A 13,414-nucleotide genomic window follows, 5' to 3' on the forward strand; every position below is an offset into this window, starting at 1 on the left:
AAGGTTTCCAGGGTCATGGCTTGTAGCCGCGAGTCCTTAAGAGAGTCTGAAGGGCGGACTTCGCGGTATCGTCGCGCGAAGGAGTGACTCCCGCCCTATGCCAGGACCCTTCGCGAACCTCTCCCAGTTGGTCCAGTGTTCCGACGAGGAGCTCGAATCGCTGGTGGAGCAGGCCGACTTCGGCGACTTCGTGGCCAGCCGCGACCTGCCGCCGCTGCGCGAGCGGCTGCTCCGGCTCGAGCGTGAGCGCGGCATCACGGAGCTCCACCGGCGGGCCTCCGACAAGGTCCTGGCCGCGGGGGCACGGCTCGTGGAGACCCCGCGCTACATCGGCATGCAGCGCTGCTTCGCGCTCAGTCCGGATGGACGCCATCTCGCCATCGCGAGCAACCGCCTCGACGAATCGCACGGTGGAGACGTGCGCATCTGGGAGCTGGCGACGGGGCGCGTCGTCGGCGCCGTCGGCTTCGAGACGGCGCTGGTGGGCTCGACGCGGGAGCCCTCCTGCCTCCAGTGGTCGCCGTCGGGGGAGTGGCTCGGCGTCATCCTGGATCAGGTCATCATCGGCGTGCTGAGGACCTTCGCCGGGACGCAGCCCTCCTTCACCGCCGACGTCACCCGGCGCTGGGGCTCGCCGCCAGCGTGGGGCGTCATCCATCCCAAGACCGTGGAGAACACGGGGCACCTGCCCGCCTGGTGCTGGTCTCCGGATGAAACCCACCTGTTCATCTCCACCCCCGGGCCCGACGGCGCTCTGGGCTGCATCGTCCCTTTTCGGGAAGGGACCCGGGTCAACGAGGACAGTGACGGGATTCGCTGGTGCCCGGCCCGGTTGGACGGACAGCCTTCGAAGTCGCGACCGCATACCTGGGTGCGGTGGAGCCCGGATGGCTCACGCATCCATGGCTATTGCAAAGACGAGTTCGTCCTCGACCCGAACACCGACCCGAAGCCGGAGCCCCATCCCTCCGCCTCCCTCATCGACGTGCGGAGCGGCGACCTCCAGTACCGTTTCGATGAGCTGAAGCTGCCGGTGGCGTTCTCCCCGGACGGTGCCAGCCTGGCCTACGGTGACAAGGAGGCCCGGCTCGCCCACGGACACACCAGCCGGACGGTGACCGTCCTGAGCAAGCAAGCCGACGTGTCCATTCACGCGGTCGAGGAATACGTCTGGTCCCGTGACGGCCGGCGGCTGGCCGTGCTCATCACCGGCTACGAGTACCCCCAGGTCCTTGTCTTCGAGGACGGCAAGTTCCTGTGCCATGTGGACCTGAAGCGCCGTTCGTTCGGGCCGTCTTCCCGGAGCGGCGACCTGGGCCGCTGGGCCTGGTCTCCGGATGGCTCCATGGGCGCGTGCCTGCTGCGTGAGGGAGCAAAAATCGAGCTGTGGAAGGTGGGGCCCTCGCCCAAGCTGCTGCGGCGGCTCGAGGGCGCCGGCCGCATCGATGGACTGGCCTGGGGCGCGGACGACACGCTCGTGGGAACAGGCCACCATGACATCGCCTTCTGGGACGTGAACACCGGACAGCTGCGCTTCCAGACCTCGTTGGAATTGGAGCCGGGCCGCGTGCCGCCTCCGGAGGACTGGAACCCCTGGCCGGACGAGGTCGCACGGTTCATCCCGACCGAGCGCGGCTGGGACTTCACCCGGGCGCAGCCGGACGGCACCGTGGTGTGTCCCCCGGGCTCGCGGGACAAGCTCGAGCCCAGGCTGATGTTCTCCGTGGCGGGGCGCCATGCCTGGCCGTGGCGTTGGGCTGTCGGGACCCGGCATGCGCGGTGGGAGGACCCGGCACCCTTTCCCGTCGCGCCCCAGGAGGAGGCCGCGTTCGAGGAGCGGCGCGTCCCCGTGCCCGAAGGCGAGACGCTGGAAGCCAGAGACGCCCGGCACGGGAAGTGGGGATTCTTGAAGCAATACCAGGCCCCCACGCGCCCCCTGGACCACTACAGGGCCGACCCTGTGTTCACGCACGGTCCCGCCATCTGCCGCGCCAACCTCACGCCGTATCTCGGCAAGGGGGTGATGCTGCGCCAGACGCAGTACGGGACGTGGTACGCCCTCGGGGCCCTGCTCGAGGTCTCCGATGAGGGAATCCTCCTCCACCCGCGTGCGCCCATCGGCTCGTACCGCGAGCGGCTCCTGTCCTTCCGGGACATCCTCTGGATTGGACCGGCGGTGCCACTCGAAACGCCGGAGGGCTAGTGCCAGGTGCCCACGCCGAAGCCCCAGCCGAAGTAGAGGCGGGCCACGTCGGCGAAGCCGCTGATGCGCCACGAGGTGTCGGGCGACATCAAGCCGAAGACGGACCAGCGGAACAGGCGCACCTCCGCGCTGGCGGTGCCATGCAGGCGGGGCCCGGTGGAGTCGAAGCGGCTGGGCTCCAGGTAGCTGCCCGCGCGCAGCTGCAGCCGGTCCTCGAGGGGCTCGAGCTCGGCGCCGATGCGGGGTGAAATCGAGAGGTGCCGCCCCGAGCGCTCCAGCCGCTGCGACAGGAAGGAGTCAAAGCCAATGGCATTCGAGGCCGCGCCGCTGATGAGCACCGAGCCGGTCAGCAGCAGCTTCGCGCGCGGCAGGGCCTTGAAGCGCTCGGCGCGGTCCGGCCCCCAGGGCAGCTGCAGGGGCCGCTCGCCGAACTGGTAGGCAACGCCCGCTTCAATCTCCCAGGGGAGCCGGATGGAGGAGGGCAGGTAGAGGCCGGCGACCTTCACGTTGCCCGCCTCGTCCGCGGTGGCCGGGCCATTGGGCGTGAGCCCCCCATGGACGGGGGCCCGGAGGGTCAGGGCGGCACGCAGCGGCAGGGCCAGCGGGGTCCAGACGGCGCCGGCCTCGACGTTGATGCCGGACATGCTGGCGAGCTTGTTGTTCGCATCCTCCGCCACGTTGATGTCCAGGGAGACGGCGCGGATGCCGACTCCCACCACCAGCTCCCGGTCGAACAGGGCGCGGGCGAGCTGGACCTGGAAGCGGCTCATGCCGAGCTGGAGGAGCTGTCCGTTCGCGTCCTGGCCCAGCGTATAGGTCTGGATCGACGTCTGGCCGCCGAACCCCCAGGGGCCCCACTGAATCAGTCCCCCGAACTGGGTGAAGATGAAGTCGTCGTTGGCGAAGCCCACCGCGCCGTTGTTGTCGAAGTCGTTGCCGCGCAGCGAGCTGGGGAATGTGAAGGCCAGTGACAGGTCGAAGTCGACGTGCTGGGACGAATAGAGCGGGCGCACGGCCGGAGCGGCCGTGTTGACGCTGACGCCCTCGACGCCCTCGGCGATGGGGGCGTACGCGCCGGCAAGGCCCGACACCCGCACCGGCGCCAGCACCGGTCCCTGGTACACGTCGATGGCGTAGTTCGAGCCGGTCAACGGCGGGTTGTCCGCGAGCGCGGCCCCGCTGGAGACCAGCACGGCCACGGCGGCGATCAGCGCGAGGGAAGAGGGGAGGACCGAGGCCCTGGTGGCTTGGATCGGGCGCGGCCGCGCGGACTCACGACGCAGCGACCGGACTTGGAGTCGGCACACAGGCCTCCTTTTTATCACACCCTCCCGGAGCCGCGTCTCCGTGAAGCCTCCGAGCGAAGAAGGCCAGGATCTCGTCGCGAGCCGCGAGGGTCGGCTCTCCGGCCGCGTCGATGAGGTGCGCCGTCACGACGCTGTGCGCGCCGCCGACGACCCGTTCGAAGAACGGTGGAGGCCTGGGGTTCGCGGCCGAGGCGGGCAGCACCTTCGGGAGGAAGCGCGGCCCCAGCGCTTCGGCGTAGGCCGCGAAGCGCTGTGCCGTGCAGTAGCGATCGCCCTCGAAGCGGTACGCGAGCACTGTCAGGTCCTCGCGCTCCAGCCGCTCCTTCACGGTCGCGGCTTCACCGGGGGCGATTTGAATCGCGCCCGGGTTTTCGAGCGGCAGTGAGGGCTGGCAGAGGACGGGGGCCAGCACCGCGGGTTCGAGCATCATGCTGAGCGCGAAGTTGCCGGTGAAACACATGCCGATGGCGCCGACGCCGGGGCCTCCGCATTCCTCGTGCGCGAGGCGTGCGAGCGCACGCAGCCACAGCGTCACCGGACTTGATTCGTTCGCCGCGAACGCGCGGAACTCCGCGCTCACGCAGGCGCGCTTCATCACGGCCAGCCCTGCTTCCGCCTGCGGGTGGGCACCATCCCTCCCGAACAACGACGGCATGTAGACCGTGAAGCCTGCGTCTCGCACCCACCGGGCGAAGCGCGCGACGTGAGGGCTGATGCCCGGCATCTCGGCCATGACGATGACCGCGGGACCGCGACCGGCGACGTAGACCGGGCGCATGGCCGAATCGAGGGTGATGGACCGCCGCTCGAAATCGTCGAGCGGGTCGTCAGCGGTGGACTCAAGGGCGGAGGTTCGCATGCCTGGACGATGCGGATAATCCACCGTCCAGGGCCAGTGGCGACATTGACAAGCTTCGGTCTAGTCTTGCCATCGTGATCACTCATGTCGTTCTGGATGGAGTGGCCGAAGGTCCGCTGGGCGTCGGACTCGACGTGGTCGCTACGGCCGCGCGGCTCGTGGAGGCAGGCCTCTCCCCGGGGCCCGGGCGAGCGAAGCCGCTGCGTCAGCGCGTGGTGTCGCTCGACGGCCGTCCCGTCCGCTCAGGCACGGGACGCTCCATCTCCGTGGACGGCACGCTCATCCTCCGAAGCGTGAAGGCCGGAGACGTGCTGCTGGTGCCTGGACTCTCCGCGGCCAGCGAGCGCGCCATCGAGCACCTGCTCTCCCGCCCCGACACCGCGCGCGGCATCGAGCTGCTTGCGCGCGCGGCGGCGAAAGGAGCGATGGTCGCGGCATCCTGCTCGGCGACGTTCGTCCTGGCCGCGGCGGGGCTCCTCGCGGGACGGAGCGCGACGACGACCTGGTGGCTCGTGCCCGCGTTCGCGCGGCGATTCCCCGAAGTCACCGTCCGCGCGGACCGGATGGTCGTCGAAAGCGAAGGCGTCCTCACCGCGGGCTCGGCCTTCGCGCACGCTGACTTGATGTTGGCCATCGTCGCTCGCGTCGCGAGCCCGTCGCTCGCGCACCTGGTGGCCCGGTACCTCGTGCTCGACGAGCGCGTTTCACAATCAAGGTACATGGTGATGGAGCATCTGCGCGTCGCGGATCCGGCGCTGCGCGCGGTCGAACGCTTTGTCGCGGCGAACCTCGGCCGGCAGCTGTCGCTGGACGAGCTCGCCCACGCCGCCGCCACCTCCACGCGGACGCTCGCACGGCGGGTGCAGGCCGGCCTGGGAATGACGCCGCTCGAGTTCGTGCAGCGGGTCCGCGTGGCCCACGCCTCCCACCTGCTGGAGACGACCCGGGAGTCAGTCGACGAGATCTCCGCCCGGGTGGGCTACGCCGATGCGGCCGCGTTCCGCCGCGTGTACCGGCGCTACGCTGGTGAGACGCCACGAGGACGGGTATCGAGGGCCACCCGGAAGGGGTGAGCCTGAAGGCGCGCGCAGTCCCGTTCGCTGCACCCCGGAGCCCTTTGGCTGCACCCGCCCGGAAGTGGCGCGGGTTCGGGCGTAGACTCCACGGGCCGTGGAATCCACCTCTCCCTCCGCATCGGCGCCCTCCGTGCTGCTGCCACTGCTGCGCCGCCTGCCGGTGCTGATGCTCCTCTTCGCGGTGCCGGGCCTCGTCACGGCGCTCCACACCTGGGTCTATGCCCAGGCCAAGGACCCCACCTATTCCTTGAGCCGGGCGCTGCTGGTGCAGGTGCCGCAATGGCAGTACTGGGCGATCGCCACCCCGTTCATCCTCGCGCTCGGACAGCGCTTCCGCCTGGAGCGCGGCGTCTGGCCCCGGAGCCTCGCGGTCCTCCTGTCCGCCCTCGTCGCGGTCATGGTCCCCTACGTGACCATCATCTACTTCGCCGCCCGGGCCGCGGGAGAGACGTGGCTCCTCCAGACCTCGCTGGGGCGGATGCTGCCGCTGATGATGGCCAAGTACAGCGTCCTGTCCCTGCTCATCTACGGCGGCATCCTCGCCATCGGCTACGCCGTCGACTACCACCGCCGCTATCGTGAGGGAGAGCTGGTCCAATCCCAGCTGGAGACGCGCCTGGCCCACGCGCAGCTCGACGTCCTGCGCGCCCAGCTCCACCCGCACTTCCTCTTCAACACGCTCAACGCCATCTCCGTGCTCGTGCGCAAGCAGGACACCGCCGGCTCCATCCGCATGCTCACCGGCGTCAGCGAACTGCTGCGCATGGCCCTCCACACCACGGGCCGCCAGCACGTCCCGTTCCACGAAGACGTCGACTTCCTGGAGCACTACCTCGACATCGAGCAGACCCGCTTCCAGGATCGGCTCCAGGTGGTCCGCGCCATCGACCCCGCCACGCTTGGCGCGCTCGTGCCCAGCCTCATCCTCCAGCCCCTGGTGGAGAACGCCATCAAGCACGGCATCGCCACCCGCTCCGGCGCGGGCCGCGTGGAGCTGCGCGCCTCGCGCGAGGGGGCGCGGCTGGTGCTGGAGGTGCTCGACGACGGTCCCGGGCTCGCTCCGGGCTGGGACCGCCAGGACGGCCGCATCGGCGTGGCCAACGTGCGCGCCCGCCTGCACCAGCTCTACGGAGACCGCCACGTCTTCACGCTGGAGAACCGGACCGGAGGCGGCGTGCGCGCCCGGCTGGAGCTGCCCTTCCAGGCCGCCGCCGTGCAGGAGGCGCTGGGGGCATGAACGCGGCCGCCGCCATCCGCACGCTCGTCGTGGATGACGAACCCCTGGCTCGCGAGGGCCTGCGCCTGTTGCTGGCCACGGACTCCGAGGTCCGCGTGGTGGGCGAGGCCGGCAACGGACCGGAGGCCGTGCGCCTCATCCGCGAGCAGCGGCCGGACCTGGTCCTGCTGGACGTGCAGATGCCGGAGCTCAACGGCTTCGAGGTGCTCGCCCAGCTGGGCCCTGGCGAAGTGCCCGCCGTCATCTTCGTCACCGCGTATGACCAGTACGCGCTGCGCGCCTTCGACATCCACGCGCTCGACTACCTCCTCAAGCCCTTCCGCGACGACCGCTTCCACGACGCCATCGGCCGCGCCAAGGCCCAGATCCGCCTGGCCAGGATGTCCGACCTCGGCCAACGATTGATGTCCGTGCTGTCCACCTATGGCGAGCGCGACGGCACGCCCGCTCCGGCACCCACGCCCGCCACGTCCGAGCCGTGGGTGCGCCGGCTGGCCATCCGCGACACGGGCCGGGTGGTGTTCCTGGACGTGGACGAAATCGAATACATCGAAGCCGCCGACTACTACGTGCAGATCCACGCGGGTGGGAAGGCGTACCTCCACCGCGAGACGATGCAGAGCCTGGAGGCGCGCCTGGAGCCGGAGCGCTTCATGCGCATCCACCGCTCGGCCATCGTCAACTCACGCCGCATCCGCGAGCTGCGCAGCGAGGGCCGCAGGGACCTCGTCGTGGTGCTCTCCTCCGGCGCGGAGCTGCGTGTCGCCCGCAGCCACCGGGAGAAGTTCCAGCACCTGCGCTGAGCCGCGAGCCCCGTTCGCCGCACGGTGGCACCGGTTCGCCGCATGCCTGTCCCCACTGGCTGAACACTCCGTCCGCGCGGCGCTCGCGCAGGCACCGTGCCTCCCGTCACCCCATCGCCCACGGAGGCACTCCATGCCCTCTTCACCCGCTTTGAACAGACAGTTCGCGCGCTCCATGGCCCTGGGTGCGCTGCTCGCGGTGGCCTCCGCGCACGCCGCGCCAGCCGGGTCGTATCCGCTTCCCCCGGTCTCCTCTCGCCATGAAGCCCGGATTGAACAGGCCCGAGCCTTCGCTCGAAAGCTGCTCAAGGACTTTCAACTGCCGGGCCTCTCCGTGGCCGTCGCACAGCGCGGGCAGGTGGTCTGGTCGGAGGGTTTTGGCTTCGCGGACCTGGAGCAGGGCATCCCCGTCACGCCGCTCACCCGCTTCCGCGTGGGCAGTGTGTCCAAGGTCCTCACCGCCGCTGGCGTGGCGCGTCTGGTGGAAGAGGGGCGCTTGAACCTGGATGCCCCCATCCAGAAATACGTGCCTTCATTTCCCACGAAGCCCTGGCCCATCACCACCCGCCAGCTCACCGGACACCTGGCGGGCATCCGTCACTACCTGGACCGGGATGAACCCATCTTCAAGGAGGCAAGGCACTTCAGCAGCGTCACGCAAGGACTGGGCCTGTTCCAGGAAGATGCGTTGCTGTCCGAGCCTGGAACGGCCTACGCCTATTCCAGCTATGGCTTCAACCTGGTGGGGGCCGTGATGGAAGGCGCGGCCCAGGAGGAGTTCCTCCGCTACATGCAGCGCGCGGTCTTCGAGCCGCTGGGCATGCGCCATACCCAGGCGGACCATCCCCATCAGCTGGTTCCCCACCGCACGCGCTTCTACGCCAATGGCCCTGAAGGCAGCCACCTGCACGCGGCCCACGTGGACAACAGCTACAAGTGGCCCGGAGGCGGCTTCCTCTCCACCGCTGAGGACCTCGTCGTCTTCGGCTCCGCCCACCTGCAGCCCGGCTTCCTGCGCAAGGAGACCCTTGCGCTCCTCTTCACCCCGCAGAAGCTCAAGTCCGGCAAGGAGACGGGCGTGGGCATCGGCTGGCGGATCGGCGTGTCCGCGCAGGGGCGGCGCATCCTCCACCACCGGGGCGCCATCGAAGGCGGCCGCGCGATGCTGATGATCTTCCCGGACTCCCAGCTCGTCGTGGCCCTGCTGGCCAACACGTACGCGGACTTCGCCGAGGAGCAGGCCGCCCAGCTCGGGGAGCTCTTCATGACAGCGCCCAGGTGAGACTCACCTGCGCTTCCGGACGCTCCGGGGCTCAGGCTCGGCCAGCGTCGCGAGGGCATCCACGAAGAGCCGGACCTTGTTCGGGAGGTTCAGCCGGCTCGGGTAGACGACGTGGATGGCCCGCAGCATCGCGGGCTTCGGACCGAAGAGGACCTTCAGCCGGCCGTCCCGGACCGCCTCCTGGCTGAGGATGTCCGGCACCCGCGCGATGCCGACTCCCGCGATGGCCGCTTCGCATGCGAGCTGGGAATCGTTCACGATCAGGACCGGATCGATTCGTGACTTCACTCCCTCTGCCTCCCAGGTCTCGAAAGGGCTGAAGCCAATGCAGCGCGCGGAGCGGAGCTCCCTGGCCTCCGGAGTGCCGTGCTTCGCCAGGAAGCGGGGACTCGCCACGAAACGGACCGCGCCCTCTCCCAACTTTCGCGCCACGAGCGACGAGTCATTGAGCGGGCCGATGTGGATGGCGACATCCAGCCCCTCTTCGATGAGGTGGACGCGGCGGTCCGCCAGCACCAGCTCCACCTGCACCTGGGGATAGCGGGCGAGGAACTTCGAAATCACGGGGGTCAGGTAGTGCCGGCCGTAGGTCACCGGAGAGGAGACCCGGATCAGGCCGGTGGGGTCGGCCTGCCCCTGTTGCACCTCGCTGTTCGCTTCGTCGATGAGCGCGGCGATGGCGGCGCAGCGCTCGGAGTACGTCACGCCGGCTCCGGTGACCCGCAGGCGCCGCGTGGTTCGTTCCAGAAGCCGCACCCCCAGCCGTTCCTCCAGATGGCGGATGCGCTCGCTGATGGTCTGCTTGGTGATGCCGAGCTTGAGTGCCGCCCGGGTGAAGCTCTCCTCTCGGACGACCGTCGCGAAGAGGACCATGTCGGCGGGTGGGATCATGGCCGTCAAGTTTAACCTGACAATGAGTTCGTCCGGGGCCGCATTGTCCGGACACCTCAGCCGCCGCATGTTGTTGCCTCCCGCGACACCCAGGAGTGCCACACATGAAGCTCTACTTCGCCCCCAGGACCCGAGCGGTCCGTCCCCGATGGCTGCTGGAGGAACTCGGCGTGCCCTACGAGCTGGTCAGGGTCGACCTCGCTCAGCAGCAGAACACCACCCCCGCGTACCTGGCGGTGCATCCGCTGGGAGAACTTCCCGCGCTGGTGGATGGGGACGTCACCTTGCTCGGGTCCCTGGCCGCCTGTCTCCATCTGGCCGACCAGTTCCCGGAGAAGCGCCTGGCGCCGCCGGTAGGGGCCGCCGAGCGCGGCTCCTACTACGGATGGATGGCCTTCGCGGAGATGACGCTCGATCCCGTGGTGATGGCGTTCTACCGGGACGCGCAGTCGACAGGGGAGCACACGCCCTCGGATGAGGAGGTCGCGAAGCACAGGGCCCGCCTCACGGCCGTGCTCGACTTCATCCAGGAGGGACTCGGCGGCCGTGAGTTCCTCGTGGGAGAGAGCTTCACCGCCGCCGATGTGGTGATGGCTTCCATCCTCCACCTCGCGAACGCCCTGATGCTGCTCGGCGGGCACCCGCGCCTGGTGGAGTACGTCCGGCGCCACAGCCAACGTCCGGCGGTGCGCAGGGCTGTGTCTGGGTGAGCCGCGGGAGCGCTACGGCGCCGCGCCTTGCCACGGGCGACGCGAGCTCGTGGATGTCGCTGTTGCGCACGCTCGTGCTTGGCTGAGAGCCCTTGCGAAACTCCAGGAGGTTCTCGGATGTCTGTTCTGTTCGTCGGACGTGTCGTGGCCGATGAGCTACGCGGGCCGACCCCGCGCGAGCTCGTCGATATTCTCGTCGCCAAGGAAAGTTTCAATGACCTCGTCGATGTCATCGACGAAGGCCTTTGGCGTCCCGGAAGGCTCACAAAGGAGCCCCTTGAGTTCAAGTTTCAGTCGACCTTCCACAGACGGAGGGCTTCCTCCGCGATGATGTCGGGGTTCTCCTCCTGGAAGAACAGCTTCCCGCCCGGCACGAAGCGGATCCCCTGGGAGCCGGGGAACGTGCGGTCGAGGTAGTGCGCGTCCTCGTTCGAGAAGATGTCGTCGCTCTCTCCCCAGACGATGCGGACCGGGATGTCGGTGCGAAGGAGCTTCGCCTCGATTCCCGCCAGCGGGTTGGGGAGCAGCGCCTCGTGGAAGGCGTGGTACTGCGCCTTCCGCTTCGGTGAGCTCACGACGGGCGAGGCGTAGGTCTCGACGACCTCGTTGGTGAGGGTGTTGGGGTTCTGGAAGACAGCCGCGCCGAACGTCGAGCGGGCCATGGCCGGGTCGGTGAGCCACGCCGCGGTGGAGGCCGCGAGCGTCCCAGCGAGAGACATTTCAATGGCTGGCATGACCTTGGGCGGAGGGCTGTTCGGCTCGGTGTCGCAGTTCGTCAGGAGGAGGGTCCGGACCCGCTGCGGGAACTTGACCAGGAAGAGCTGTGCGACCGCGCCGCCGCTGTCACTGGCGACGATGTCGACCTGTGAGACGCCGAGCGAGTCGAGCAGGGCCGCGAGCATGTCCACCTGGTCGGCGGCGGCCAGCGACTGGTGCTCGGGGACCTCCGAGTAGCCCAGTCCCATGAAGTCGGGGGCGATGCAGCGCCGGACGTTGCACAGCCGGTCGAACGCGCCGCGCCACTGGAAGCCGTTGAGGGGGGCTCCGTGGAGGAACAGGGCCGCGTCTCCCGAGCCGCGCTCCACGTAGGCAATCTTTCCGAACGAGAGCGGGGCGAAGCGTCGCGCCGCCCGCCAGGCCGCCGCGTCCGTCTCATGGGCCGCCGTGATGCCAGCCGTGGTGGAGTGGGACTCCGGGTGGGATGCGCAAGCGCCGAGCATGCTGACCGCGAGGGCGATACCCGCGGACTTGAGGAAGAACCGACGTCTCATGGGGCGAGCTCCGGAAGAAGAGAACGTGTCGATGATTGCAGCGAGTTCGTATCGGCGCGCGCACACCTGGCCGTTCTCGGGCACAAACGGATGAACTTCCGTGTTGCGGCCCGGCAGTCCCAAGAGGAAGGTTCCCGCGATGACTGATCGACCCTCGTGCTACCCGAGCCTTCCGGCCGCGCTGCTGAAGAGCCTCGGCCCGGGGCGCACGCCGTTGCTCGATGTGCTCACCTCTCCGGTTCCGTCCGGTCGGTTCGACTCGCCGGTGGATGACCGCCATGTCCTCTGTCTGCACGTGGGGGAGCCGGTGCCGGTGACGTATCGCGTGGGGAAGGCCGAGCGTCAGGGGGCGCGTATCCACGGTCAGTTCTGCGTGGTTCCGGCCGGGTCAAGCACGCGGTGGACGTTGTCGGGCCCGGCGCGCTCGTTGCTCCTGAGGCTGACGCCCGCGCTGATGAGGGAGGCCGCGGAGGCCATGGGGGTGGGGGCGCAAGGGGAGGCACTGGATCCGGCCATCCACATCCGGGACGCGCAGGTCGAGCGCATCGGCTGGATGATGCAGGCCGAGGACCACGATGGATATCCGGGTGGGAGGCTCTTCGTGGACAGCCTGGCGATGGCGCTCGCCGCACGGCTGTTCGCGTTGCAGTCTCCCCCGGAGGCCTCGGCGCCCAAGCGTCGCCACGCATTGCCGGCGTGGCGGCTGCGGCAGGTGGTCGAGTACATCGAGGCGCACCTGGACGAGGATCTGACGCTGCCGGAGCTGGCGGGGGTGGCTGGCTTCAGCCTGTCTCACTTCAAGCCGCTGTTCAAACAGGCCACGGGACTGCCGGTTCATCGGTTCGTGCTGGAGCGTCGCGTGGAGCGCGCGCGGCTGCGCTTGATGGAAGGGCGCAAGAGCCTGACGGAGATCGCGATGGAGGCGGGCTTCTCACACCCAAGCCACATGGCCCGCTGTCTGCGCCGCTTCCTGGGCATGAGCCCGACGGAGATCGCCCGGGCGTCACAGTGAGCCAAGGTGCTCCAGCACCTGCTTCGCACGCGCCCTCGAAGAACCTTCGACCTCAAGCACCACCACGCCGAGGGCGTAGGGATCCTCGAGGAGGAGTTCCTTCATCTTCTCGTCCACGGAAAGGCGCAGCGCCTCGTCCTCCGAGGAGGAGAGTGCAATCCGATCCGGCTGCTCGATCCCCACCAGCACGATCAGGTCGAGCGTTCGGAGGGCGTTGCGTACGCGCGGGAGCCATGCGTCGAGGTCGAACGCGTCGCGGTCCTCGTGGGCCAACAGGTAGCCGATGAAGTCCACGGGACATCGGTCGAACAACACATCGCGCGGGCCCTCGTCGAGGTCGGCGATGGACCGTGCGAGCTGCGCTTCGAAGTCCTCGACCGACGGGGGCGCCGCGAAATCGTACCCCTCCTCCTCCAACTGGTGGTACGGCTCCTCCACCGTCACATAGGCCGGGAGAAGGTCGGACAGCTCGTCGATCAGGGTGGACTTTCCCGCGCGATGCGTGCCGGAGACAGCGATTCGCATACACAAGCCCTATCAGGTCTTCGCCGCTGAGAGCGCTTCCACTTCCAGATCCAGAGGGACTTCCGTGCGCACGGGCCACGAGGCAGCATGGCCTCATGCCGCGCGCCTCCCGCTTGCTGGAACTCATGCAGATCCTGCGTCGCCGCCGCGCGCCGGTGAGCGGTCAGGAACTTTAAAAGGCGCTCGGGCTGAAGGTGCTGCAGCAGCCCACGGACATGCCATTCGGGTTCACGCTCGT

At 68.9% G+C, this 13,414-nt stretch carries 12 protein-coding genes; 7 read left to right on the forward strand and 5 right to left on the reverse strand.

What is annotated here, in order from left to right:
* The first annotated feature begins 97 nt into the window (after positions 1 to 97).
* Positions 98 to 2,203 carry a WD40 repeat domain-containing protein gene (locus D7X32_RS00160; RefSeq protein WP_120600446.1) on the forward strand — a complete coding sequence of 702 codons (2,106 nt, stop codon included), beginning with the start codon at positions 98 to 100 and terminating at the stop codon, positions 2,201 to 2,203.
* Here D7X32_RS00160 and D7X32_RS00165 read toward each other — a convergent pair.
* Together D7X32_RS00165 and D7X32_RS00170 are read right to left on the reverse strand one after the other, a co-directional pair.
* Positions 2,200 to 3,402, reverse strand: a complete 1,203-nt coding sequence (locus D7X32_RS00165) for a hypothetical protein (protein WP_244238771.1) — start codon at positions 3,400 to 3,402, stop codon at positions 2,200 to 2,202. The two genes, D7X32_RS00160 and D7X32_RS00165, sit on opposite strands and share 4 nt — an antisense overlap.
* 73 nt (positions 3,403 to 3,475) lie before the next feature.
* Complete coding sequence (locus tag D7X32_RS00170; RefSeq protein ID WP_120600447.1) at positions 3,476 to 4,369, reverse strand: dienelactone hydrolase family protein; 894 nt, start codon at positions 4,367 to 4,369, stop codon at positions 3,476 to 3,478.
* Positions 4,370 to 4,470: 101 nt separating this feature from the next.
* On the opposite strand from D7X32_RS00170, the gene D7X32_RS00175 reads away from it, so the two are divergent.
* From D7X32_RS00175 to D7X32_RS00190, 4 genes are all read left to right on the forward strand, one after another.
* Positions 4,471 to 5,442 (forward strand): GlxA family transcriptional regulator, encoded by a 972-nt coding sequence (locus tag D7X32_RS00175; protein ID WP_244238772.1) that lies wholly within the window; start codon positions 4,471 to 4,473, stop codon positions 5,440 to 5,442.
* Positions 5,443 to 5,539: 97 nt separating this feature from the next.
* The gene (locus D7X32_RS00180) at positions 5,540 to 6,682 is read left to right on the forward strand and encodes a sensor histidine kinase (protein WP_120600449.1); all 1,143 of its coding nucleotides are present in this window, start codon (positions 5,540 to 5,542) and stop codon (positions 6,680 to 6,682) included.
* The gene (locus D7X32_RS00185; protein ID WP_120600450.1) at positions 6,679 to 7,485 is read left to right on the forward strand and encodes a LytR/AlgR family response regulator transcription factor; all 807 of its coding nucleotides are present in this window, start codon (positions 6,679 to 6,681) and stop codon (positions 7,483 to 7,485) included. Before D7X32_RS00180 ends, D7X32_RS00185 begins: the two co-directional genes overlap by 4 nt.
* A gap of 133 nt (positions 7,486 to 7,618) precedes the next feature.
* Positions 7,619 to 8,767 (forward strand): serine hydrolase domain-containing protein, encoded by a 1,149-nt coding sequence (locus D7X32_RS00190; protein ID WP_120600451.1) that lies wholly within the window; start codon positions 7,619 to 7,621, stop codon positions 8,765 to 8,767.
* A 3-nt stretch (positions 8,768 to 8,770) separates the two neighbouring features.
* Here D7X32_RS00190 and D7X32_RS00195 read toward each other — a convergent pair whose 3' ends face one another.
* Positions 8,771 to 9,658 carry a LysR family transcriptional regulator gene (locus D7X32_RS00195; RefSeq protein WP_167506420.1) on the reverse strand — a complete coding sequence of 296 codons (888 nt, stop codon included), beginning with the start codon at positions 9,656 to 9,658 and terminating at the stop codon, positions 8,771 to 8,773.
* A gap of 104 nt (positions 9,659 to 9,762) precedes the next feature.
* On the opposite strand from D7X32_RS00195, the gene D7X32_RS00200 reads away from it, so the two are divergent.
* Entirely contained in the window at positions 9,763 to 10,368 is a 606-nt protein-coding gene (locus tag D7X32_RS00200; protein ID WP_120600452.1) for a glutathione S-transferase family protein, read from the forward strand.
* Between the two features lie 290 nt (positions 10,369 to 10,658).
* Here D7X32_RS00200 and D7X32_RS00205 read toward each other — a convergent pair whose 3' ends face one another.
* The gene (locus D7X32_RS00205; RefSeq protein ID WP_120600453.1) at positions 10,659 to 11,639 is read right to left on the reverse strand and encodes an alpha/beta fold hydrolase; all 981 of its coding nucleotides are present in this window, start codon (positions 11,637 to 11,639) and stop codon (positions 10,659 to 10,661) included.
* A 139-nt stretch (positions 11,640 to 11,778) separates the two neighbouring features.
* Here D7X32_RS00205 and D7X32_RS00210 point away from each other — a divergent pair, with 139 nt between their 5' ends.
* The gene (locus D7X32_RS00210) at positions 11,779 to 12,651 is read left to right on the forward strand and encodes an AraC family transcriptional regulator (RefSeq protein ID WP_120600454.1); all 873 of its coding nucleotides are present in this window, start codon (positions 11,779 to 11,781) and stop codon (positions 12,649 to 12,651) included.
* Here D7X32_RS00210 and D7X32_RS00215 read toward each other — a convergent pair.
* Positions 12,643 to 13,176, reverse strand: a complete 534-nt coding sequence (locus tag D7X32_RS00215; RefSeq protein ID WP_120600527.1) for an AAA family ATPase — start codon at positions 13,174 to 13,176, stop codon at positions 12,643 to 12,645. The genes D7X32_RS00210 and D7X32_RS00215 overlap by 9 nt on opposite strands.
* Between the last annotated feature and the right edge of the window lie 238 nt (positions 13,177 to 13,414).

Origin of the sequence: Corallococcus carmarthensis (assembly GCF_003611695.1) — a bacterium.
In the GTDB taxonomy this organism is placed as follows: Bacteria; Myxococcota; Myxococcia; order Myxococcales; family Myxococcaceae; genus Corallococcus; species Corallococcus carmarthensis.

What these genes read in the sequence shown, in the direction of transcription:
- D7X32_RS00210 (WP_120600454.1), top strand. Translation starts at nt 11,779, where the DNA reads ATGACTGATCGACCCTCGTGCTACCCGAGCCTTCCGGCCGCGCTGCTG.
- D7X32_RS00170 (WP_120600447.1), bottom strand. Translation starts at nt 4,369, where the DNA reads ATGCGAACCTCCGCCCTTGAGTCCACCGCTGACGACCCGCTCGACGAT.
- D7X32_RS00215 (WP_120600527.1), bottom strand. Translation starts at nt 13,176, where the DNA reads ATGCGAATCGCTGTCTCCGGCACGCATCGCGCGGGAAAGTCCACCCTG.
- D7X32_RS00200 (WP_120600452.1), top strand. Translation starts at nt 9,763, where the DNA reads ATGAAGCTCTACTTCGCCCCCAGGACCCGAGCGGTCCGTCCCCGATGG.
- D7X32_RS00205 (WP_120600453.1), bottom strand. Translation starts at nt 11,639, where the DNA reads ATGAGACGTCGGTTCTTCCTCAAGTCCGCGGGTATCGCCCTCGCGGTC.
- D7X32_RS00190 (WP_120600451.1), top strand. Translation starts at nt 7,619, where the DNA reads ATGCCCTCTTCACCCGCTTTGAACAGACAGTTCGCGCGCTCCATGGCC.
- D7X32_RS00195 (WP_167506420.1), bottom strand. Translation starts at nt 9,658, where the DNA reads ATGATCCCACCCGCCGACATGGTCCTCTTCGCGACGGTCGTCCGAGAG.
- D7X32_RS00160 (WP_120600446.1), top strand. Translation starts at nt 98, where the DNA reads ATGCCAGGACCCTTCGCGAACCTCTCCCAGTTGGTCCAGTGTTCCGAC.
- D7X32_RS00185 (WP_120600450.1), top strand. Translation starts at nt 6,679, where the DNA reads ATGAACGCGGCCGCCGCCATCCGCACGCTCGTCGTGGATGACGAACCC.